The sequence below is a fragment of the Psychrobacillus sp. NPDC096389 genome (assembly GCF_044762855.1).
GTDB lineage: Bacteria > Bacillota > Bacilli > Bacillales_A > Planococcaceae > Psychrobacillus.
In genome coordinates this window covers 800,433-825,057 of the sequence record NZ_JBIWFB010000001.1, presented here as the reverse complement: position 1 = coordinate 825,057, position 24,625 = coordinate 800,433, and the positions used below count along the sequence as shown (strand labels likewise).

Here is a 24,625-nt window from a genome sequence, read left to right as displayed (position 1 = left end):
TCATTTTTACTTATTATTTTGTTCGCTTCTTCGTTGCTTTCCTTTTCTCCACACGATGACTAAAAACCCAAGGAACAATACGTATGATAATGCCATAGCAAAGATATATGATTTATTTAAACCTGTACGATCCGTTATTTGATAAACTTCTACAATTTCCCGATCAAGTACTAATCTATAGTTGCCATTATCATCTGCTCGAACAATATCTGATTCAAACAAACCGCGCAGTTCTTTATCTTCCCCAACTACGTCACTCGCCAAATCAATTCGCTTCGTTTCACTTGTATTATTAATAACGACGATAAATTGCTCTTCGTCGGAATAACGTTTAAAAACGGTATAGCCATTATCATTTTCTAATAATTCTATTTTGCCAGTGCGCATTGTTTCCGATTTATTGCGAATTGAGTTAATGTCTTGAATATATTCAATTAGCTCTTCATCCACTCGGAAATTCATAACTTGATGACTTTCCGCAGCGTTTTGTCCATTCATTGCAATTTCTGTACCATATGTCATATATGGAACGCCAGGCATTGTAAACATTGCACCTAGTGCTGTTTTGATGCGAGTAGGTGGGAACATATTCTCCAACGCACTATAGTAAGTGAATCTCTCCGTGTTTAAATTGTCAAATAGTAGTAACTCATTTTCGTCTGTTGTCACGATACTTTCTGTTGATAAGTCTGTATTTTTGAAAGCATCTCTAAAATGTACGAGTAATTCATCTGAATACTTCACGTCAAAATTTGCATCCGATTGTTCTAGTGCAATTACGTACATCGGATCACGCACTTCTTTTACAGTCGCAATCAGTTCGTTGATGAATGAAGTTGGAGCTCCATCTAATGCAGATAGTTTCACACCATCAATACCGTACGTATTTGCAAACTCGATTAATGTATCGGTTAGTGCTTGTTGCACTTCCCCATTTGTTAAATCTAATGTTAATACATCGTTTTCTGTACTCTGAATCCAATCTGTTTCGGCATTCCACATATGATTGACGCTAAAATTGTTTAGCGGGAATTCAATCATAATCTTTATATTTTGTTTATGTGCTTCGCTTATCAACTGTTGAAATTCTTCTGGTGTACCGAAGCGTTTTTCTAAAGTATTAAAATCTAAAATGCGTTTCCCGTCATAGGTTTCCGTTGCGAATACAGGTCCGATGGAAATCGTTGTAAATCCCATTTTTTTTATATGATCCATCTTCTCTATAATTCCTAAAAAGTCACCGCCGGCAAATGCATTTGGGTCTTTTGCATTGACATCATAGTCATTAGAAATTACTTTATTAAAATAACGATCCACATATAAATCGTAAATACTTTCATTATGTATAGAAGCGTTTGTTTCGGCATTGGTTGGTTGAGACGATGTGATCCAAAGTCCACTAATCATTAAACCAGTCATTAGCCACTTATTAAATTTCAAGGTAAATCCTCCTCTATCTAGGAAAGAGCGTATTTTGTATAAAAACAGGTCATTGTTATTTTATCAAAGCTCTTTCGTAATCGCCATCGTTTCGGCACAAAAGCCCCAAAAATAGCCGATAATTCGTCCAAACTGTGACATTAGCTAGATTTAGTTCAATAATTTTACGTTAGTTGGAAAAGTAACAGCCATAACAAAAACCACCAATCATTTTGGTGGTTTTGTTTGATGAAGAATATGATGATGTAAGGCATCTTCCTCCGATGACTTCGCTTGTACACGCGAGATCAAAATAGAAGTAACAACAAAAATAATCATCAATACAACGACAAAAATTAATAAGGATATTCCCATCGTTTGCTTACGCTAAAAAATGGCTACCCATTGGTAATTTGAAGCCTAGGAAAAGTGTGATGAAAAGGAAAATGAAAAATAATACAACAAACATAGTAAAAGGTTTTCCTTTTTTCTTTTTCACTAAAGACATTTCCATCATTCCAATGACTAGGATTCCAGCTAAAAATTTCAATCCGTATAGCATTCCTTGACCGAAGTCCATGCCTTTCATAAATAACGCAATTCCCGTAATAATGATTAAAATGTAAAATACACGTAAAATCATATGCACTACTTTTGGATTAGTGATCGCTAATGCTACAAAGAACAAAATTATAGCGATTACCCAAGTTGTAATGTGTAAGTGTGTTGATGCTAAAAAGTCCATTTATTTCACCTCGACAATTTATTCACGTATATATCTTACCATCAAATGAAATATTTTACTCGAATTTGTTCACTAAAGTACCGATTCCTTCAATAGAAACCTTCACAATATCGCCTGATTTAATAAATTTTGGTGGATTAAATCCTTTTCCTACACCAGCAGGAGTACCTGTCAAGATGACATCTCCAGGCTCTAATGTAACCGATTTAGAAATCTCCGCAATAATTTGCTCAACAGGAAAAACCATGTCAGAAGTTTGACCATTTTGGCGAATTTCATCGTTTACTTTTGTTACGACTGTAAGTTCTTGCGGATGAGGCAATTCATCTTTTGTCACAACATAAGGGCCCATCGGACAAGAGCCTTCTAAACTTTTCCCTAAGAAATATTGCTGGTGTTTTGTTTGTAAATCACGTGCAGTTAAATCATTTGCAATCGTGTATCCAAACACGTAGTCGAATGCAAGCTTAGAAGGAATATCTTTTCCTTTTTTACCAATGACAATCGCTAATTCCCCTTCATAGTCATATGCATCTGTTTTATCCGCATGGATCGACAGAGTTTGTTCATCTGCTGCTATGGAAGTTGGTGACTTAGTGAATACGACAAAGTCTTGTGCTACGCCGCCCATCTCTTTTGCGTGATCCGCGTAGTTTTTTCCTACAGCCATTATATTTTTCGGTGTGCGAGGTATTGGTGATAACCATTCTATTTCGGTGAATTGCCTTTTGAACGAATTTGCATTTTCATCTTTCAAAGCAGCTTCCACTAGTTTACGAATTTGTTCAATAAAATCCATTCCTAATCCTACACCTTCGATAATGGTAGAAGGAAAATTAGGTAATACTTGAAGCGTCTCCTGAATACTTAATACATCCCATACTGCCTCTTCTTTTTTCACTTTTGGTCCGAAGTAAATTTTATCATTTAAACGGTATGATAATAGCTTCATCGTTTTGACACTCCTTCAAGTAGTTTAATAGCTTATTCCTAGTCTATTACAAGTTGACTTCATTTTCATCTTTTTTCGACATATTATTTTGATAAGTCAGTTTTTTCCACAATGCTTCTACTGGTCCTTGTTTAAATTTCATAAACCAAATTTCTGCAAAGACTAGCTGAAGCACGTAAATACCTACTGCCATCCATGTTCCTGTACGAATATCGATTTTTCCGTATAATCCAAAACCATAAGCATAAAAAATGGTCGTTGCGATAATCGACTGCATTAAATAAATCGTCATAGACATACGCCCAGCTTTTGCCACTGGAGAAAGCAGTTTTTGCATGAAGGGGATTGTACATACAAGCGCGAATATACCTGCATAAGCGATTGCTTGCAGTGGTCCCCCAAATGTATCTTGTACCGTCATCGTCAGTAAATTTGGCTCTGTGATATAAGGAAGCCATTTAATAACCGTTCCAGCCCCAAGCCCTACAATAATGGCTATGATCCAAAAGACTTTTAATTCTCGAGCTCGTTCGATTAACTTTATCTTGGCCGCAGCTGCTCCAAGCATTAAAAACGGCAAAATAGTAATTAAAATTATTAGTACTACTGCCCCACTGCCATTCATATAAATCCAATCATCTAGTCGTTGCGAAAAAATATCCCCCCAAGAACCAAGCGAATAAGCAAGGAGAGATGACTCAATCTCTTGAATTCCTGTAAAAATAATCAAACTATCCGACTGAAATTTTCCAATGAAATACAATAATAAATTTAACAGCCCATTAGGTATTAAAAATAATAGCGCACTAATTAATACTAACCAAATTGGCTTTAAACGAATCATTAATAATAAAAAGAACCCAGCAATCGCATATGTGATCAAAATATCCCCGGACCATATAAGGAACGCATGTATACACCCGATTACTAGTAATATGGACAATCGACGAACAGCTAGCTTACTAAAAGAGGTCCCCTTTTCTTGCGATTTCATAAACTGCATTGCCAGTCCGTAACCAAAAAGCATAGAAAACAGCGGATATACACTACCCTGCACAAAAATGTCAATCCACTTATGCGTTTCATAATCCCCTGGAAGTTGAAACCAAGTATATGGATTTATATAAATATACGGACTATGAAAAAACAACATATTGACGACAAAAATGCCAAGTAGTGCAAATCCTCTCATCACGTCAATCGAAATAACCCTTTCTTTCTCCCCCACTGGACGAATCAACAAACTTATTTCCTCCTATATCGATACCATTTTGTTTACATCAAATAAATAAAGTATTTTTTCTTTAATCTCCACTTGCAAAATAGATTCTATTGCTTGCGCATAGATAGATAATTGCATAGCATAGCGATTTTTCATTTCTTGTTGCAATAATGCTTCATTGTTAGCTAAATGCCCAACACGATCCGTTTTATAATCTAATAAAACAAAGCGTCCATCTTCTTCTAAAAATAAACAATCGACAACCCCTTGAATAATTTGTTTATCTCCGTCTTGGTCCTCCATTGCATACGTAAATGGGAATTCTCGCATTACTTCTTTTGCAGCACGTAGCCTTTCCGCGATATTCGAATGGAAAAACGGCACCATTTTTTCTGGATTTATCGCTGCTTTCTCCGCTTTTGTTAAAATTTCACGTTCATAAAGCTCATGTGCAAAGACTTGCACTTGTTCCGTTGTTTTTACTTCCTTCAAATCGACGTTTTGCATAAACGCATGTACAGCGGTACCAATTTCTGCTCCCGTTTGTTTCGCTTCCTGTTGTAAAAAGAACGGACGCTTCGAAACTCGCGATGGACTCTTTGCAGTTAACGTTGGTTCAAAATAGGCATCATCTTCTCTTGCCATCAGTTGTTGAATTTTTTTCATTTCACTAACGCTTTGTTTTGATCGCTTCTGGGTGGAAAGTACAAAAGGATATATTGTGTCAAAGCGCGTTTTCACTTCGCCCAAAACAGTCGTATTTTTCTCGCCAATCAGCTCGTCGATGGAAATCTTTTCTTTTACTTCTGTTTCTGTAGGTAATTTCAAATCATCGACACATTTCACAACGATTCGCCATTTCGAGTCGCTTTCAACCAAATTTGCTTCCATTACATCAGCTATTTGCTCATAATCTGGGTGTCTTGCAATGGCTGGTCCTATCCAGTCTAAATAGTTCTTTGCTTTCGCTCGAACATATTCTGGAAGCATTTCATCAGGCAAAAGTGCTTGTGCGTCTTCCCATTTAGCGAGCGTCTTAGCTAGATCTTTGATAGATGCTGTGAGGTATAAATACTCTTTTGCTCTCGTCATCGCTACGTATAACACACGCATTTCTTCTGCTTTTAACTCCATCTGCTTTTTCTCTTTCATTGATAAAAACGGCAAAGAGGTAAATGAAAGTCGCTTTTCAGGATCAATAGCTTTTACAGCAAGCCCGAACGATTGGTCAAATAAGTATGGTTCATTAAAGTCCATTTGGTTAAAAGGTCTGCCCATTCCAGCTAAAAATACAACCGGGAACTCTAAACCTTTCGAAGCGTGAATAGTCATAAGTCGCACGACATCCTCTTTTTGACTCATGGCACGAGCTGCGCCCAAATCATCTCCCCGTCTACGCATACGCTCGATAAAGCGCAAAAAGCGGAATAACCCTCGGAACGACGTTTTTTCATATTCTACTGCACGGTCATGTAAAATACGTAAATTCGCTTGCTTTTGCATTCCATTTGGCATGGAACCAACCATTTCGTAATAATGGGTATCCAAATAGATTCGCCATATCAAATCCGCAAGAGAACCTCTTCTACTCATATTCCGCCAATCCTCAAATTGCAATAAAAATCGTTGTAATTTCTCTGCAGTTTCCGTTGAAATCCCTGCACCACCAGTCGCTACAAATACTTTCAGTGCTTCATAAAAAGGCTCTTTCGGTGCAGCAAGACGAATGATAGCAAGTTCCGATTCAGTCAGTCCGACAAAAGGAGCACGAAGAACAGATGCAAGTGAAATATCTTGGTAAGGATTATCAATTGTTCGGAGTGTATGAAGCATAATAAGCACTTCGATCGCTTCAAAATAACCTTTCGAAAGCTCTGCATATAAGGGAATGCCCGCTTCTTTAAATTGGTCTGTCACTTCCCCAGACCAAGTCATCGAACGCATTAATATAACGATGTCGCTATAGGCTACAGGGCGACTTGTTTTCTTCCAAGGGTCATATACAGTTGCTCCAGAATCCATCATTTCTTTTATTTTAGAAATAATATAACGCGCTTCTGCTTGTGATTTCTTTAATTCTTCCTCGGCATTTTCCATTTCGTCTTCTTCTAGTGGTTCTACACTTCCGTCTTCCACTTCATATAAAAGGGCTAACTCGACTGGAGCGATTGCTTCGTTATACGGTGCTTGCGGCTTTAAGGAAGCATCCTCGTCGTAATTAATTTCCCCTACTTTTTCCCCCATAATTTGTTGGAATATATAGTTGGTCGCATTTAGCACTTCTTTGCGGCTTCGGAAGTTTGCGTTCAGATCGATTTTTACACCAGAATCTTTTGGCATGTCATGGAATGCTAAATATTTTCCTAAAAATAGCATCGGCTCTGCTAAACGGAATCGATAGATCGATTGTTTGACGTCGCCAACCATGAACATATTGCCCGTTCGTTCATCGCCGCTTTTCACTAATTGTAAAATCGTTTCTTGTAGTAAATTCACGTCTTGGTACTCATCGGTCAACACTTCTTTGAAGCGAGCTTGGTATTCTTTTGCAATTTCAGACGGGACAAGTTGGCCATTTTCATCGTGTTCGGTTAATATGTCTAATGCATAATGCTCTAGATCGGAAAAATCGACTAACCCTTTTTCGTTCTTGGCAGCGGTATATCGTTCCCCATATGTAATGGCAAGGTCGACTAAGGTTTGTAATTGCGGCGCCATTAGTCTCATTTCTTCGAGTAAACGGGCTGGCGTTCTTGTGAAATAATTGTCTTTTAAATCATTCACTATTTTTTTCACTTTCGTTCGTTTAGCGGTTGCTTGTTTTTTCAAGGCTTCATCACATGAATCTTTTTTAATCGATGCCGCTTTCACCCATGACAAGCTCCCCAAATAATGAAATGTATCTTGCCAAGTACCCATTTTCATTAGTCGAATAACTTCCCCAATCATCTCCTGATCTTTTATAGCAGTTTCCGCAAGTGGAGCTGGACCATTTGGCATATTTGCTAGCTTTCGAATTTCTTCCCCTACGGCAATTGCTTCTTCTAAATGATGTATAATCGCAAGTTTCAAAGGTTCGATAAAAGAAAGTTCGTCTATGGTCATATCTTCCCGTAATGTATATGCTTCAGGAATGGCCAATAACCACTTTTTCGGTTCAGGGTGCACCCTAGCATACGTATATAATTTCTCAATCATCGTCTCGATCGATTGATCGTCGCGGTCCGATGTAAAACTATCTGATAGTCTATACATGGCTTCCGGGTTTTCTACTTCGTATGCTTCTTCTAACACTTCAGCTAAAATATCATCCCGAATAAGTGCTGCTTCTGCTTCATTTGCAATGCGGAATCCGGGATCAATCGTCAGCATATACGAATATTGTTTAACAATATTTAAGCAAAATGAATGGAGTGTCGATATTTGTGCCTTACTTAACAGACTTAGTTGCTTGCGCAAATGAGTTGAAGTTGGATCAAGCGCGATTGCTTTTTCAAGTGCTTCCCCCATTCGATGGCGCATTTCTGCAGCAGATGCATTCGTGAAAGTTACGACTAATAACTCGTCGACGTTAATCGGATTGTCTTTGGCAATTACTTTTTGAATGAGACGATCGATGAGGACAGCCGTTTTTCCAGACCCCGCAGCTGCAGATACGAGAACATCTGAACCGGTTGCCCATATGGCTTTCCACTGAGCAGGTGTCCATGTTAACTCCGCTGGCATTTCAGGAATATTCATCTGTACCCATCTCCTTTCGAATTTTTTCAGTGACTATATCTGGTTGTTCTATTTTTAAATTACGGACAGGTTGCGCTGGATCCTGTGGGTCAAATTGGCAAACACTTCGATACGAGCAATACGTACAAGGCATTTTGTCCTTCAAGCGATATGGATAAACCCGGGTATCTCCAGCATTCATCCCATTTCCAGCTTGCTCATGTCTTTTACGTACAAATGATTGAAGAAGTTTCATTTGTTCCGGTTCTACTACTTTAGAAGAAGATTTAGACAAGTTTCCGTCCTTATTCATTCGTACTGGAATAATTTTAGAAAACCCTTCGATTTGTTCATCCATTTCCATAATCACTTCTGGATCATCCAGTAACAAACCATTCATCTTATACGATTTATAAATCTCTTCTTGTAACTCTGCGTCATTCATTTCCTTTTGCGTCTTAATAAAAGGGTTATGCATATGCACATATAAAACTCCTGCAGGCTCTGCGTTTTCATGTAGCCAAATATCTGCATTTTCTATCGCTACATCTAAATAAGTAAGCATTTGAAGCGACAGTCCGTAATACACTTCGTTCAAATCAATCCCTTTACGAGATGATTTATAATCGACTATCCGAACAAATAGATTACCATTTACATTGGATGCGTCTACTCGGTCGATGCGCCCGCGTAATTGCATTTTTCGCCCACGCTTTAAAGGAATTTCAAGTGCAGGTAAATCTTCTCCTGGACCAAACCCGGCTTCAATTGCGATTGGCACAAAAGTCGATACTTTAGAATGTTTGCTCAATGCGTATAGTGTGGAAGCAACAATTTGCTCTAGTTTACGCTGAATATATCGATATCGATTCGTACTTAATAACAATTGATGCACAAATACTGGCACAATTTGATCGACCGCTTGTTTTGCTAGCGCTGCGCATTGTTCCTTGGAAAGATCCGCCCATGTTAAACCAAGTCTTGCCGTTTCGTCTGCTATCCATTTTAGGGCAGCATGGAATAGATCCCCTATTGCCGGTGCTTCTAGGCGATATTCCGCTCTTTCTTCTAGTTTCAGGCCATATGCTGCATAATGAGCAAATGGACAGCTATAGTATCGTTCTACTCGAGAAACACTGGAAATCATCGTTTCACCGTATAAAGCCGACGTGATTTCTTGTGGAAGTCTTTCTGTTTCATTGCCATGTATTAGAGGTTTGACAACACGTTTTAAAATAGTCGACCAATATGGGTCATCCACATAATAGTGGTAAACCGACTGCCAAACTTCTGGCAATTCGCCCGTATTTAATGCTTTTCGAAGTTGCATCACAACATAGGGTAGTGTCGTTCTTGGATGACTTATCGACTGGAGATGGAGTGCCAAATCTGCGTGATCAGTTGGATCCATTACAGCCAATTCTACTGGAACATCCGTAACCATTTGTTGGAGTTTTTTAATATACATCGATGGAAGTAGTGCTTTTCCTTCACTATCAGCAATTGGATAAGACACGGATAAATAATCGGATGCAGTGACAAATGCTTTATATACTAAATAATTTTCATCGAGCAAGCGCATTTTCGATGTTGGCGCTAACTCAAATCCTACTTGTGAAAACCATTCCCGTTCCGTATCAGACAGCAATCCTTCATGATCCATCCGTTTTGGGAATATACCATCATTCACACCAATAACAAACACCGCTTTTATATTCGTTAAACGCGCAATATCTACATTTGCAACGGTAATTTGATCGATTGTTGGAGGTATGCGTGAAAACGCTAGCTGGTCATACCCTTCGTCTAATATTTTCGCTGCTTCTTCGACAGTCATCTCTTTTTCACCAAACATTAAAACGAATTGGTCGAGTACATCCACCCACTCATTCCAAGCTTGTTCATGTTCTGTTGCGAGCAGCAATTGACCGTTTTCTTCTTCTGTCTGCTTCAATACTTGCAGTTTCTCGTAAACTTGGAGCGACTCCATAAAAGAAAAGAGGGCAGTTGCCATTTCCACCCCGGTTTTACTTTGTGCGAGTGTATCCGCAAGTAATTTTAAAGGTTCGACGACTAGATCACGGGCCGCATGCAAATCTGCTTGTATACTTAATTCTTCATCGGTTTGCACTTTCGAATAAAATTCTAAGCCACGATATTTTTTGTATACCCATCTGCGGTCATCAAACCATCTATCCCCATAAATACCAAAAGACAGAACGAAATTTTCTAGCCGATCGGTCCGTTCTCTCCATTTACTTTTAGAAGCGTTTAACGGAAAGAATAAATCGGTTTTAATGGCTCGGAATATCGGTTCATACTTCCACCCGGTTCGGATAATTTCCAAAACCGTACGACTTAACTCAATTAACGGATGATGCAACATCGATTTTTTTTGACTGATAAACACGGGAATATCATATTGCGGGAAAATCGTTTCGATAAGTCCTTCATAACTTTCTGCATCCCGGTGCAATATTGCCATTTCTTTATAACGCACTTCTTTTTGTTGCATCATCTCTCTTATTTGTCTTGCTACGGCATGAATTTCTGCTCGTTTATTTGCAGCTTCCGTAATTCGCAATTTACCTTCTGTTTTCATTTCTTCCGGTGGTAGCCGGTCAAAATTTGCTTCGATATGGGCAAGTTCCTTCGATACAAACCGTTTTTGTTCTACTTGATGCACGATTTCTTCAATTTCCACTTGCTCTGCTTGTGCTATTTCTAGTAGTCTCACGCAAGTATTAGCAGGCTGATAAAATAACGATTGCTCGTCTTGGCTATCTGCAAGCGTCTCCATCGGAAGGGCGATTGTAAGACGCTTTACTTGTTTCATCAATGCTTGAATAATTTCTAGTTCTCTCGTTGTAAAGCTTGTAAATCCATCGATGTAAAGTTCTGTTTTTGCAAGCAAACTAGAGTCTTTTATTTTTTCGGCAAGTAAAGTTAAATACCCTTCCCCATCGATATAGCTTGTCCCTAGCTTTTGTTCCATTAAATCTAGCATGAGCATAAGGTCCGCAGATTTATCAATAAGTGTTTTAGGTGCTTGGACTGCTTCTAATTGATGCAATGCGTTGACCATCGTGGCATGATCTAAACAGTAGCGACTGAATTCTTTCATAAGCACTTCTATTTGATCGGTAAATCCACGTTTAGTTGCGGATCTATTGAATAGCATAAATTCATCTTTGTGATCTTCTAGTAAACTTCGGATAAGCATGCGATATCCAAATCCGCTAATTTCTTCTTTTGCTATACCACCCGTTTCTTGTAATACACGCCAAGCTAACCGTTTAAATGTCGTCACTTGCGCACGTATTAACCCTGTTAAACCTGCTCCAGCAGCAAGATCATACTCACTCGAGAATGACATTTGATCGGGCACAATATAAAATAACGGGTCCCCAAACGGACTTTGTTTTAATGTATGTACAATTTCTTGTTGCATCCTTGTTGTCTTCCCAGTCCCTGATCGTCCGCTAATGATTCTTAATGACAACGTAACCAAACTCCTTTCAAGAAAAAATCCGAATAACCCCTTAACTCTATTGTACAAAACATCCAATAGGGAAGGAAATTATTCGGAACGAAAGTTCATCGTAAAATCGGTAATTGGCCAGTAAATTAGCTTTACTTCCCCAATAACTGCTTTTTTATCAACAAAATAAAAATAACGACTATCTAAACTGGATATTCGATTATCCCCTAAAACGAATAACTTACCCGGTGGAACCACTTTACTACCAGTCAGCTCCAACAAATCAAAATCCTCCGTGAAATTGGTTTCAGGATTCATATAGACTTCATACGACCTCAAAAAGGGCTCTTCCACTTTTTGATTGTTGATAAATAATTCATCATTTTCATAAGTGATCGTATCGCCAGGCAATCCAATAACTCGTTTCACATAATCCTCTTGTTCATCACTATGAAAAATAATAATATCCATTCGTTTAATTCGCGATACTTTGCTAATGATGACATTATCATGATCATGGAGCGTTGGCATCATGGACTCCCCAACTACCTCATAATTGGTCGCTAAAAATGATCGAACAAAGAAAACGACTATAAATCCAATGCCTAAAGCGATAAGCCATTCGATAATTTCCTTCTTCGTTGTACTCAAATTTATCTCCTTTCTTTCCCTATTTTTCTGCCTTTATGAAAGTTATTTAAATCTTCCTCTACCTTTTTTTCAATTCGTTTTTCTACCCTTTTTCCGACAAACCATAGAATGATAATAATGATTACCACAATCGCTGTTCGAACTGGTTGGGTGATTAAAGCTTTAATATCTGAACCGATAAAACTAACGATAAAAATCATAATGAGTTTCCCGAGTGTAACCGTCCACAAATACGTTTTCTTTTTCATATTAGAAAGTCCGGCAACGATATTCACAAGGGCAGAAGGAGTAAAAGGAAAACAAATGAGTAAAAAAAGTGGACCAAATCCATTCCTCTCTACCCATAATATTAATTTTTGGATCTTTTCATGTCTTGTTATAAAGCCAAGGACACGTGCTCGTCCATATTTGCGAATAACTAAAAATACTGTATATGCCCCTATTACAGAGCCTGCCCATGAAATCAAAAATCCAAAGAGCAACCCATAAGCAGTTACATTCGCTACGATAAACACGATGAGCGGTAAAAAGGGCAAAAAAGCTTCTAAAAAAGGCAAAAGGATACCGATTATCGGTCCTAGTGCACGATAATCTTGTGTTAAATTTGTTAACGTATCCCATGAAAACCAATCAAACATGTTGCTCTCCTCCAAAATATGTATGTTTATACTATTCCCATATTTCATATTCATAAAACTATTCGGTTATAGTATAATTTGTCTATTATGATTTTTTAGGTGGTGACTATTGTTGAATAATAATTCATTTATTTCAGGATTAAAGGCAGGGTTAAGTATTGCAATCGGATATTTTCCAGTCGCTTTAACATTCGGCTTACTTGCCAAAACATCAGGATTATCCATATGGGAAGCTACTGCGATGAGTATATTCGTTTATGCGGGAGCATCTCAATACATGTCTTTAACGCTAATTTCAAAAGGGGTTGACCCTATTTTAATCGTTTTAAATACATTTGTCCTTAATATACGCCACTTCTTAATGACGGCGGCGCTCAATGAAAAGATGCAAAGCGAAAAAAGATGGATAAAAGGAATTTATGCTTTTGGCATTACAGATGAATCTTTTTCTGTCCTCGCAACGAGAAAAGAAGAAAAGATTCGCACATCCTTCGCATTTGGTGTCGCTATTATCGCCTATAGTAGCTGGGTTGTTTTCACTGCTGTTGGACATGTAATCGGCGCTAATCTACCACAATTTTTACAAGCTGCGATGTCCATTGCCTTATACGCGATGTTTGTAGGTTTACTTGTACCGTCTATGCGTGGCAGCCGCAAAGTAGTCATGCTTGCACTGATCGCTGCTGTTATTAATGGATTTTTTTATTGGTCCGGTGTTTTATCGACAGGGTGGTCTATTTTAGTTTCCACTTTAGCATCTTCTATTTTTGTAGAAATCATTTATGTACGACGAGGTAGAAGTTTACCGAAAGGAGCTTAACATAATGGGAGCATGGTATTGGTGGACATTGCTTGGTATGGCGGTCGTTACGTATATCCCCCGAGCGATTCCACTTACTTTTTTAGAAGGAAAAGAATTGCCGCCAGTCGTTTCTGGTGTTTTACGCAATATTCCATTCGCAGTTTTGGGTGCATTGATATTCCCAGCTATTTTATACGTTCAAGAAGGAAATCTTTTGTTTGGATTTATCGGTACAATCGTGGCCTTTACTCTGGCTATTCTTTTTTCTAATGTAATGGTCGTTGTTTTAGGGACAATTGGAGTATTAGCTGTTTATAGTTTGTTATTTTGATAGTTGAATACATACATGGTGTGGTTTTTGGGGTGGATTTTGCGGTTCTGGGGTGCTAACTTGCGATTCTGAGAGTAGATTTTGCTATTTCAGGACTATATCTTGCGATTCTGAGAGTGGATCTTGCGATTCCCGCACCCTATCTTGCGATTTGCTGAGTCTATCTTGCTGTTTCACTCTTCTATCTTTCAGATTTGTTTACCACCCGCTCTCCTATTCCTCCAACCAAAGAAAAAATCCGCCTCAAGAGACGGATTTTTTCTTTGGTTTTTTACTTTTCGTGGAGTACCAAAATCCAACAGTCAGTGACGCTGCATCTAGTATATAGATCCACCATCTATGTGTATATCCTGCTTGTACAGAAGCAGCAAATAGGGCGACTGTAAGAATGAGTGCCACATAAGGATTAAATGTTATGCGTGTAAAAAGAATAACTAGTAACGCAGGGGCAAAAATGGCAAGTATTATTTGGGTTGATAAAGATAATGTTTCCATGAATTCTCCTACCTTACTAAAATTAGCCCTAATCGATAATGATCATGTCTAAACAAAATATGTTGACGTAAGCGGAGCTCGCCGTTGAAATCTAATATTTCCAAGCGGCAATGTGCTGCATTTATTTGTATCGCTTCGTATAATTCTTGTTCATTCGCCACTTTTTGTCCATTTACTTTGACGATACGTTCTCCAACGAGAAGCCCCATTTTTTCTGCCGGGGAATCGGAAAGTACTGCTGCTATCATAACACCATTTGACTGCGGTGACACCGCAAACGATCCGGACATCTCTTTCTTATATTCCATATAACTAATGAATAATCTAGCAATTACACCGAGTGCGATTGCAATTATACTAATCAAAGGCATTACAAATCCGACAGCCCCTAAGATTGTGACAATAATTCCAAGTTGCCAAACCTTTTTCCCATATCTTTGGAAAAAATGTACCGGTAATGTATGTCTACTTTTTTGTCGAAATCCTATTACAAAAGGAAATAGGATCAATGAAAACATAGATTCTCCTAACGGAAATTGTGGCCAATATGGAATATATGAACTAATCACTTCACCTGGAACAACGAGTAAGACCGGTAATAACCATAATCTTTTCGTTATATATTCCATCGCCTCGATTCCACGGGCAGTAGTTACTAATCGTGGAGAAGCATTATTTGCCCCATGCTTTTGAATAAGCGCTCCCTCTGCAATAAGTAACAAACCCGCTACGATTGCGATTGGGACAATTGTTTCATTTATTATATTAAATCCAGTTAATTCCCATGAAAATAAGTTGAATGACCAGCCATACAAATTGATTATATACAATGTTGCTACACTTAATGCAATCGCATAAACGGCAGAGCCAGCTTGATACATAAACAACAATACGATCAAAATCATCCACGCACTAAATATGTATAACCATGAAGTTGGCAGTACAAGTCCAATGCCGACACTAAGGACCGATAATATGATTGCCCATAAGTATCCGTCGACTACAAGTCGCTTTGCTTCTGTCCATCCCCACAAAATTCTTGTTCTCAACTGTCTTCTTTCTCGCTTGACGCGATAATAGCCGATTAAAACAGAGAAAAGGATCGTAATATATACTGCTGGATGAAGGAAAAACCGTCCGATTCCTTTAGCCAACTCGATTAATAGTTCCTCTACCATACGCATCCTCCTCGCTTGCACATACTATCCTATTATTGTAACAAACGAGGAGCCTTTTGCGTATAGGATTTTCGTATAATCTTATTTTTTTAAATCATGAAGTAAATAGCCGATTCCCATTTGTAATTGCTTATCATTTTCCTTTTTCTCTTTATATGCTGCGACTGTTTCCGTTAAAGATTGAAAAAGTGCGGCGTTTATTTCATTTCCATCCCCTAAACTTCTTTCTTGGCGATAATTTTCGATCGCATCTCCCGTATCTTCATCGAAATAGCCATCTTCTCTTCCTGTACTATAGCCAAGTGCGCTTAATACTTGTTGGACATATTTTATTTCTTCCCCGTAATCACCGATTCGGAACTCTCCACTTAAATACTTTTGATCCATTGCAAATAATTCTTCTTGTTCTACTTTTAAATCCGCTTCAATTCCTTTATGATGAATCCACTCTTGTTTAGGAGTCAACCATTTATGAGTGGAAATTTTCAACTTGCCACCGTTTGATAATGGATGTGTCTCTTGCACAGTTCCTTTACCGAAGCTTTTTTCCCCTACAATTAGCGCCCGGTTATTATCTCGGAGTGCACCAGCCAATACTTCACTTGCAGAAGCACTTCCCCCGTTTTGCAATAAAACAGTCGGTACTTTATTCAAATAAGGGGCTTCTTTACTTTCTGTATTTAACATTTCTAAAACACCTTTTGCATTTTGCATATAAGCAAAAGTAGTTCCATTTTTCATCAACGTACCGATGACAGAAGAAACGCTAAACAAGTAACCACCTGGATTTCCACGTACATCGATGACTAATCCATCAATGCCACGCTCCACCAATGATTTTGTTTGCTTTTCCCATTCTTCTCCTGTTTTCTCTCCAAATAATGAAATAGTCACAATCCCAATAGAATGACCATCCACTTCATATACTTCGCTTGCGACCGTATGCATAGCGATTGTATCTCTTTTCATATGTAACTCTACATGACGATTTTCACTTGCACGATAGATCGTCATTTTCAACGTCGTTCCTTTATCCCCGCTTAATAATTGGACAAGCTCCGCCATTGTTTTACCATCTACTCTTTCATCATTCACTCTAACAATTTCATCTTGAGACTTTAATCCCGCCTTATAAGCCGGTGAGTCTTTCAGAGGAGCAACGATGATAAATTTACCGGCATATTGCATAACTTCTACACCGATTCCGACGCGCTCTTCTGCGAGTGAAGCTTCTTGGTTTGCAGCTTCTTCCTTCGTCAAATACGTACTATGCGGATCTTCTAATGCTTCGGTCATTCCACGAATGGCACCTTCCACTAGCAGCTTTTCATTCTTCGAGAAAACTGCCTCTTTTTTGATCAACTGATAAGCTTCATCAATTACTCTACTGTTACTAACCCCTGTTACTTCGGACTTAGTAGATTTTCCAAACCAAAAATACACGAACCCTAATAAAATGATAAATAACAAGACATATAAAAAAATCCGACTTTTGCGCAAGTTCAACCTCCTACTTTTCCACTAATATATGTGTGGAAAGCGAAATTTAATACTTGCCCAAAAATCGGTGTTTATTTTAAATTACTAACATAGTCTGTAAGCATTTGTTCATCCATAGGTCCGACTATTTTATTTTGAATCGTTCCAGTTGTATCAATCATATAAGTGGTTGGAATCGTAATCGCTTGATATGTTTTTCCAACATTCCCTTCTTCATCTAAAGGAATTGGAAAGCTAAGTCCATAATCTTCTTTAAATAGTTCTACTTTATCGATACCAACATCTGAGCTTGTTAAGTTAACAGCTAAGATTTCCACATTTTCTTGTTCTGCCATATCTTCATAGTAGTTTTGCATATGTGGCATTTCGGCTTTACAAGGTGGACACCAAGTTGCCCAAAAATTTAATACGACTTTTTTACCTTGATAATCTGAAAGGGATACTTCTTTTCCATCAAGCGTTGTCAGTGTAAAGTTCGGCGCACGATCCCCTTGTCCGATTCCTTCATTTGCAGGGTTTGCCGCCATGTCGGTACCCATTTGCTCTCCAGCAAATGCTTCTGTTTCATCGATATTGCTTTTTACAAAGGATATGGTTGCAATAGCGACTAAGCAACCTACGATTAATAAGCCTATTAATTTTTTCTTCACAGCTTACCTCCATTAATACATTTTCACTACATATCATCGCTCTTATTATAAACTGAATAGATGCTTGTATACCAATGGAATGTTTATGACAAAAGAAAAGACGCCGTCCAAAGATTGGATAGGCGTCTTGACATGAAGTTATAGAGAAATATATCTCAATGGATTTACTGAGTTATTCGCCATACCACTCCATGTACCGATATGAATTTCAAAATGTAAGTGAGGTCCTGTCGAATTCCCTGTTGTCCCTACTGCACCAATCGTGTCGCCTTTTGAAACAGCTTGTCCTACACTTACTTTAATACTACTTAAATGTGCATATAAAGATGTAAATGTTTGACCATCGATAGAGTGAGTCACCATAATCACATTTCCATACGTGCTCAGTGGAGAAGCGTAAGAGACTACACCATCTGCTGCTGAAACAACCGGAGTACCAGTCGGTGTTCCAAAGTCGATTCCGTAATGCATTTTTCCTTTTCCATAAATAGGATGGATTCTATATCCATAGCCTGAAGTAAGTCGTCCACTTGCTGGTCTTGTCCAATCCCCTGAAGATACTGCTGGAATTGCTGCAGAGGAACCACTTGCTGCTTGTTGACGTTTTCTTTCTTCCGCTTGTTTACGTTTTTTCTCTTCAGCTAGTTTTCGTGCAATTTCTGCTTGACGTTTTTGTTCTGCCACAATTTTATTTGTTACTTCTTCGCTTAAATCCAATACTTCATCATATTCTGTTTCCATTACTTCTTTATCAGCTTGTAATTTTTGTTGTTCGGCTTCTAATTGATCGACCAAATCTCCTTTAGATGCTTTTTGTTTATCTAAAGAAGCTTTTAAATCTACTAACTCATTTTTACTTGCTTCTTGTTGTTTTAATTTTTCTTCTAAAGTCGCTTTTTGTTCTTCTAGTTGCTTTTTATCTTCTGCTTGTTCTTTCAGAATCGTACGGTCCGCTTCCATCAATGTATTGACTGCGGAGAAACGGTCGATGAAATCGATAAAACTATTTGCCCCTAGTAAAACGTCTAAATAACTAACGGATCCTCCACTAACTTGTACTGCGCGGATTCGATCTTTTAAAAGCTCATCACGTTCTTCTATTTTGCGTTCTAGCTCTGCAATAGAAGCATGTAAGTTTTCAATTTCAGTTGTCGTTAACTCTATTTCTTTTAATACTTTCGTAATTTTATCTTCTGTCGTAATAATTTCTGTATCTAAAGCTTGAATTTGAGCCATAATCTGTTCGATTTTAGATACATTTTCGTTTATCTTACCTTCTGTTTCTTTAATATTCGAGTTTATCGTATTTTTCTTTTGTTCGAGTTCCTTTTGTTGACTCTTTAAATCGTTCAATGTGTTAGCAAGGGCACTTGGTCCTGTGAATAAAAGTGCGCAAGTAGTAGCTACCGCAAAGACACGTAGCACCCATTTAGACTGTTTTCTCAAAACTTCTTGCTCCTTTCAAAATACATTCATAGTTACTTTTAAACGCGTAAAAACTTTCTGACTGACATGAAACTTCCCCAGACCCCTATCAGTACGCCCATCAATAAAATCAACGCATTCACTTGATAGATGAATGGTGAAAAATCGAGCAGTTCAAATAAGTTTCCTTGTGCTAGTTTCGGTGCTACTACTTTATGAATATTGTAGTAGAGTGTTGTTACGAGCGTAATTGGAATAATCGCTCCTAGAAGCCCTAACCACATTCCTTCTAATATGAAAGGAATACGTATAAACCAATTTGTCGCACCAACTAGTTTCATAATTTCAATATCTCTTCTTCTTGCAACAATCGTAATGCGAATCGTATTAGATATTAAGAACATTGCCGTGAATAATAACGCTAGTATGAGCACCAAGCCTACATTTCTACTAGTGTTCAAGAAAGAAAATAGTCTTTCAATTTTTCCTTCTCCATATTTCACTTCGAATGTGTTATCTAAACTTTCAATTCTTTTAGCTACCTGTTCTGTTTCTTGCGGATTTGCTGCTTTTGCATAAAATACATTATGTAAAGGATTTTGCTGTTCAAATAAACGCAAATCTTCCCCGAAATCCAGCATTAACTTATTAAGTTCTTCTTCTTTTGGCGAATATTGTACTTCTGCTACACCTGATGTATTTTTAATTTCTTTTTCTAATGTTGTAATAGCAGTTTCATCTGCCGTCAATTCGACAATTACTTTAATTTCTACATCTCTTTCCAGATCATCTGCAATTTTGTTTAAATTCATCATTATCATGACGAACACGCCAACTAATAGTAGCGTAACAGTCACAGCACTAACGGAAGCAAAGGTCATCCAACCATTTCGACTAATACTTTTTAAACTATCTCTGAAGTGTCTACCTGCTGTTCTAGTTTTCATAACCGTATTCTCCTTTATCTTCGTCTCGAGTGATTAATCCACCCTCAACAACGATCACACGGTGTCTAATGGTATTTACAATTTCTCTATTATGTGTTGCCATTATAATGGTAGTTCCTCGAGCATTTATTTCTTCGAATATATTCATAATCTCCCATGAAGTGTCTGGATCTAGATTTCCAGTCGGCTCATCCGCAATAACAAGCTGTGGAGTGTTAACGATAGACCTTGCAATCGAAACACGTTGTTGTTCACCACCAGAAAGCTCCGTCGGAAACATTCTTGCTTTGTGTTTAAGACCAACCAGTTCTAATACTTCCATCACTTTATTGCGTATCACTTTCGGCGTTTCTTCAATCACTTCCAGTGCAAATGCGACATTTTCGTACACATTTAGACGAGGTAGTAATTTAAAGTCTTGAAAGACTACTCCTATTTGTCTTCTCAAATAAGGAACTTTATTGTTTTTTAGTGTTGATAGATTAGTACCATTGATGAATATATCACCAGATGTCGGTCTTTCTTCTCGATACATCATTTTGATGAATGTCGATTTCCCTGCACCACTTGGCCCAACTACATATACGAATTCTCCTTGCTTAATTTCTATATCAATCCCATTCGCGGCAACAATGCCATTTGGATATTTTTTATAGACATTTTTCATTTCAATCATTTATAAACCACCTAATTAGTTTCGTTTAATTAAAAATGCGACATGCCTATTATAACATTAGACGCTCCTTTGTTTGTTACAATTACATTTCAATTCATAGGAAATATTAGGGATAAATTCGTTAATTCGATTTATTTTTTGTCTTTAATAGGTAAAATTACCTCCTTACAATTGTCCTATCGTTGTTCTTTTCTACATCCTTCTTTTATATTCCTTCTTTTCTTTTAAAATTTTCTTTTTTCAGTATAAAACTGCGAAAAATCTACAAGATTATTTTTTGTGGGAAATAACTTATAAATGGGGAGTTAGTGAGTCTTAATGAATGGAAGGAAGTGTCTATTGGGATTTTCGTTGCTTGAAGCAATAATTTTCCCGTTTTTCAGTTGTGCGCAACCAGCAAATGGCTTAAGGCAACTAAGCGATCACTGAAAACAACTAAATTGCTGATGAAAGGAACTAATTTTTATTACAACAAGTTTATTTAGAATGAGACATCGTTGACTGTGACTTAGATTTTGTAACAGTTGCGCATATGCAAAATGATATTCTGCTCTTGTGAAAATAGATGTGAAAACTTTATCTCATGATGGCCTATTCCTATATGGTGTTTTATAAAAAATTAGCACCAAATGTAAACATTTCCTACATGCAAAAAAATCAGCCGCCCAATTAGAGCAACTGATTTTTTTGGAGATATTATTTTTTTGCAGCTAACCATTCAGCTACTGCTTGGGCTTCTTCGCCAGTTACAAGTCCGGCTGGCATAGCACCTTTACCATTTTCAAGTACATTTAAAATTTCGTCCTCAGATAAGCGTGATCCAACGTCATTAAGAGCCGGGAAGTTTCCTTGTCCTTCTAAGTTCTGACCATGACAGGCAATACATTTCGAATTAACGATTTTCTCTACATCTACTGAGGCAGTTTCAGTAGTTGTACCTGTGTCAGTTGTTGTGTCAGTATCATTTGCTTTATCATTGCCACCGCCACAAGCAGCTAACATTAATCCAGCACCAAATATTACGGCTAATAGTTTTTTGTTCATAACTATAACCTCCCTCAACTAAATTTTACTTACATTCTTTATTATACCAAATTTAATTCCTTTTAAAACCTTCGCCAAGGACCTCGTAAGCATCCGAAACAATCACAAAAGCTGCTGGATCAATCATCTTAATGATATGTTTCAGTTTTGTGAATTCTGTCTGATATGCCACAACCATTAAAATAGGTCTTTCTTTGTTCGTATATCCTCCAAAAGCAGGAAGTTTTGTCACCCCGCGATCTATCTCTTTATAGATAGCATCTCTTATTTCGTCTTGTTTATTCGTGATTATATAAATCATTTTTGATTGGCTAAAACCTAGTTGAACGATGTCGATCGTTTTCGTTGTCACAAATAAGCCAATTAATGCATAAAGTGCCTTTTCGATATCAAAAACGACCGCAGCACTAATAACAATTAAACCATCCAACAGCAATACGCTTTTCCCAAGAGAGAGTCCTGTATACTTTGTAATAATTTGTGCCGCTAAATCCGTTCCACCTGTTGATCCACCACCGCGAAATGCAATTCCTAACCCAAGGCCAACCATCATTCCGCCAAATATGGAACCTAACAATGGATTAGTTGTCCAAGGTTCCACTCCAGCCGTTAGTAAAACAACCGCTGGTAATACTAACGTGCCAAGCAAGGACTTAGCACCAAATTTTGCGCCTAAAAAAATTATACCGGAGATAAATAGGGGTATATTAAATGAATATTGCACAATTCCCGGTTTCCATCCAAAAATATGTTCTAAGATAATACTGATCCCGCTTACTCCACCAGAAGCAATTTGGTTTGGCAATAAAAAAACATTAAAACCAATCGCAATAATTGCAGCCCCAATAATTACGTACAAATAATCTTTTGTATGCTCCACTAATGGAGGTAGTTCTTTATGTAGTCTGTGATTAGTTTCCATTGAATATCCTCTTTCATAGTCATTGATTGCACTAGTATAACAACAGAAATAACATTTGTGAACTTCAGCAAAGCACCGTTTTAACTAACTGAAGTACGGGAGTTATGTTACAGGAACATTACTGGTGCCTGGCACCAGTAATATTCCTGTAACATAACAATGAAATACATTAAAAAAGTTCTAAGTTGAAAATGTTGCATTCACGATTCTTTTTGTCGTGTTCATATATTCATTTTCAGTGTTCAGCTATTGTATTCTCTCGCTTAGGATTATTTCGTAGATTTATCGTGTTGTCTTATTTTTAATAATAGAATGAGAAAAGATGCCATGACCTCTTGGCATCTTCCTTCACTATTTATGGATCTTTTGTGCTTCCGTATAGGTTTGATCGATGTAGTTGGCAATCGATAGTTGATCTTCCGTAATATCAAGTAAGGTTGCATTCAATTCTTCTACAGTTGCCGTACTTTCTTCAATAATTGCCGCAAAATCATTTGTACTCAGACTAATTGCTTCACTATTTTCAGAGATTAGATCTATATCTTCTGACAAATTCGCTAATTCTTGTTGTAGATTTTGCATCATTTCAAATAACTCATTGAAGGATTTATTCGATTTATCCGCTGCTTGTACTTGGCTATACATTTGATGTACACCATTGTCCAACTTTTCTAGCGCAGAATGATTGGATTTATTGACTTCATTTAGGTTATTATCAATTTTTTCGAGTGTTTGATTGGTTGTTCCAGCTAGTTTCCGTATTTCTTCTGCAACTACCGCAAATCCCTTTCCTTGTTCTCCAGCTCTTGCTGCTTCGATGGATGCATTTAATGCAAGTAAATTCGTTTGCTCCGTTATTTGACGAATGGCATTTGCAAATGTGTTCGTTTCTTTAATTTTTTCGGTCAGCTCATGAAAGTTTTTATTTAGCTCTGCAAAAAATAGAGTAAATTGGTCGATTTCTTTTTTCATTTTCCCCATTTCTAACGATCCGTCTGATGCATTTTTCGCTGCCTGGTCCGCTTGTTGAACAACAGATGATAACTTTTCCACAATTTGTTTTACAGAAGTAGATGTTGCTTCTGTGTTTTTTACAATGTCCGCTACATGATCTGCTTGCCGTTGCGAACTAATACTTACTTCTCCAACAGCAATGAGCATTTCCTGCTGTGCGTTGTTAGCGGAATAAGTATTCGTCCGGATTTGCTCTAAATTGGACGTAATATTAGAAACAGCCGTCTCCAGTCTTTGCGTTAATTCAGCGTCTTCTTTTGCTTTTACTACCGCAGTATGGACATGATTTTCCACACTTATGAACAATATTTTACTCTGTCGCACTTGGAGGAAAATACCTAAAGCCATGATAAATTGGACAAGAATTACATTTGCAGCTTGATCTGCTAATATACCTTTGTCATCTAATAAAACATTTACAATAACTGCCAATAAAGATAAAGCATACCCGAAAATAAACATAATTTGCGTATTATGTAAGCCACCTACGATTAAAATAAATAAAGCAAGTACAATCGTCCCAATACTTACTTCATTCAAGACACTTGTCCCTATAGCAGTTGCTCCTCCTGCTAAAAGAAGAATGTACGGAAAAGCTACGGTAATGATATGTACTTTTTTGGATAATACGTAAACAAACAGAACAATTAACAATGGCACACCGATAGATACTAAAATACCTATTTCCGCTTTTAGTGCTATCTGTGCAAGAAATCCTAAACTAGCAGCAAGACCATAAGCTAAAAACATAATAAAATTCTTCTTCAGCACATCCTCTTTCTTTAACTCGTCGATGTTCATCTCACCCATGCC

At 37.6% G+C, this 24,625-nt stretch carries 20 protein-coding genes; 2 read left to right on the top strand and 18 right to left on the bottom strand.

What is annotated here, in order from left to right:
- Positions 1-6: 6 nt before the first annotated feature.
- The 8 genes from ACIQ38_RS03845 to ACIQ38_RS03810 all read right to left on the bottom strand — a co-directional run bounded on the left by ACIQ38_RS03845 (position 7) and on the right by ACIQ38_RS03810 (position 12,828).
- Positions 7-1,440, bottom strand: a complete 1,434-nt coding sequence (locus ACIQ38_RS03845) for an alpha-amylase family glycosyl hydrolase (protein WP_402818219.1) — start codon at positions 1,438-1,440, stop codon at positions 7-9.
- A 361-nt stretch (positions 1,441-1,801) separates the two neighbouring features.
- Positions 1,802-2,164: a YisL family protein gene (locus tag ACIQ38_RS03840; protein WP_402818216.1), complete on the bottom strand. Its 363-nt coding sequence runs from the start codon at positions 2,162-2,164 to the stop codon at positions 1,802-1,804.
- A gap of 55 nt (positions 2,165-2,219) precedes the next feature.
- A complete protein-coding gene (locus ACIQ38_RS03835) occupies positions 2,220-3,116 on the bottom strand; it encodes a fumarylacetoacetate hydrolase family protein (protein ID WP_402818214.1) in 897 nt (298 codons plus the stop codon).
- Positions 3,117-3,162: 46 nt separating this feature from the next.
- On the bottom strand, positions 3,163-4,359 hold the full coding sequence (locus ACIQ38_RS03830) for a DUF418 domain-containing protein (protein WP_402818212.1): 1,197 nt from the start codon (positions 4,357-4,359) through the stop codon (positions 3,163-3,165).
- Positions 4,360-4,371: 12 nt separating this feature from the next.
- A complete protein-coding gene (addA, locus tag ACIQ38_RS03825; protein WP_402818209.1) occupies positions 4,372-8,079 on the bottom strand; it encodes a helicase-exonuclease AddAB subunit AddA in 3,708 nt (1,235 codons plus the stop codon).
- A complete protein-coding gene (gene addB, locus ACIQ38_RS03820; RefSeq protein WP_402818206.1) occupies positions 8,066-11,560 on the bottom strand; it encodes a helicase-exonuclease AddAB subunit AddB in 3,495 nt (1,164 codons plus the stop codon). The genes addA and addB overlap by 14 nt, the downstream gene beginning before the upstream one ends.
- 78 nt (positions 11,561-11,638) lie before the next feature.
- Entirely contained in the window at positions 11,639-12,190 is a 552-nt protein-coding gene (gene lepB / locus ACIQ38_RS03815) for a signal peptidase I (protein ID WP_402818203.1), read from the bottom strand.
- Positions 12,191-12,192: 2 nt separating this feature from the next.
- On the bottom strand, positions 12,193-12,828 hold the full coding sequence (locus ACIQ38_RS03810; RefSeq protein WP_402818200.1) for a TVP38/TMEM64 family protein: 636 nt from the start codon (positions 12,826-12,828) through the stop codon (positions 12,193-12,195).
- 112 nt (positions 12,829-12,940) lie between these two features.
- Here ACIQ38_RS03810 and ACIQ38_RS03805 point away from each other — a divergent pair, with 112 nt between their 5' ends.
- Both ACIQ38_RS03805 and ACIQ38_RS03800 read left to right on the top strand, forming a co-directional pair.
- On the top strand, positions 12,941-13,648 hold the full coding sequence (locus tag ACIQ38_RS03805) for an AzlC family ABC transporter permease (RefSeq protein WP_402819596.1): 708 nt from the start codon (positions 12,941-12,943) through the stop codon (positions 13,646-13,648).
- A 4-nt stretch (positions 13,649-13,652) separates the two neighbouring features.
- Entirely contained in the window at positions 13,653-13,961 is a 309-nt protein-coding gene (locus ACIQ38_RS03800) for an AzlD domain-containing protein (RefSeq protein WP_402818198.1), read from the top strand.
- A 243-nt stretch (positions 13,962-14,204) separates the two neighbouring features.
- Here the strand turns inward: ACIQ38_RS03800 and ACIQ38_RS03795 are convergent, their stop codons facing one another.
- From ACIQ38_RS03795 to ACIQ38_RS03750, 10 genes are all read right to left on the bottom strand, one after another.
- Positions 14,205-14,456: a CsbA family protein gene (locus tag ACIQ38_RS03795; RefSeq protein ID WP_402818195.1), complete on the bottom strand. Its 252-nt coding sequence runs from the start codon at positions 14,454-14,456 to the stop codon at positions 14,205-14,207.
- A gap of 8 nt (positions 14,457-14,464) precedes the next feature.
- A complete protein-coding gene (locus ACIQ38_RS03790; protein WP_402818192.1) occupies positions 14,465-15,634 on the bottom strand; it encodes a PDZ domain-containing protein in 1,170 nt (389 codons plus the stop codon).
- Positions 15,635-15,715: 81 nt separating this feature from the next.
- The gene (locus ACIQ38_RS03785; RefSeq protein ID WP_402818190.1) at positions 15,716-17,134 is read right to left on the bottom strand and encodes a S41 family peptidase; all 1,419 of its coding nucleotides are present in this window, start codon (positions 17,132-17,134) and stop codon (positions 15,716-15,718) included.
- 71 nt (positions 17,135-17,205) lie between these two features.
- Complete coding sequence (locus tag ACIQ38_RS03780; protein ID WP_402818187.1) at positions 17,206-17,784, bottom strand: redoxin domain-containing protein; 579 nt, start codon at positions 17,782-17,784, stop codon at positions 17,206-17,208.
- A gap of 138 nt (positions 17,785-17,922) precedes the next feature.
- Positions 17,923-19,230, bottom strand: coding sequence for a murein hydrolase activator EnvC family protein (locus ACIQ38_RS03775; RefSeq protein WP_402818184.1), 1,308 nt, complete (start codon positions 19,228-19,230; stop codon positions 17,923-17,925).
- Between the two features lie 38 nt (positions 19,231-19,268).
- Positions 19,269-20,156 (bottom strand): permease-like cell division protein FtsX, encoded by an 888-nt coding sequence (ftsX, locus tag ACIQ38_RS03770; RefSeq protein WP_402818181.1) that lies wholly within the window; start codon positions 20,154-20,156, stop codon positions 19,269-19,271.
- Positions 20,146-20,832, bottom strand: coding sequence for a cell division ATP-binding protein FtsE (gene ftsE, locus ACIQ38_RS03765; RefSeq protein WP_402818178.1), 687 nt, complete (start codon positions 20,830-20,832; stop codon positions 20,146-20,148). Before ftsE ends, ftsX begins: the two co-directional genes overlap by 11 nt.
- A gap of 696 nt (positions 20,833-21,528) precedes the next feature.
- Entirely contained in the window at positions 21,529-21,876 is a 348-nt protein-coding gene (cccB, locus tag ACIQ38_RS03760) for a cytochrome c551 (RefSeq protein WP_402818175.1), read from the bottom strand.
- Positions 21,877-21,928: 52 nt separating this feature from the next.
- Positions 21,929-22,798 (bottom strand): YitT family protein, encoded by an 870-nt coding sequence (locus tag ACIQ38_RS03755; protein WP_402818172.1) that lies wholly within the window; start codon positions 22,796-22,798, stop codon positions 21,929-21,931.
- 351 nt (positions 22,799-23,149) lie between these two features.
- Positions 23,150-24,613 (bottom strand): methyl-accepting chemotaxis protein, encoded by a 1,464-nt coding sequence (locus tag ACIQ38_RS03750; protein ID WP_402818169.1) that lies wholly within the window; start codon positions 24,611-24,613, stop codon positions 23,150-23,152.
- Positions 24,614-24,625 lie beyond the last annotated feature (12 nt).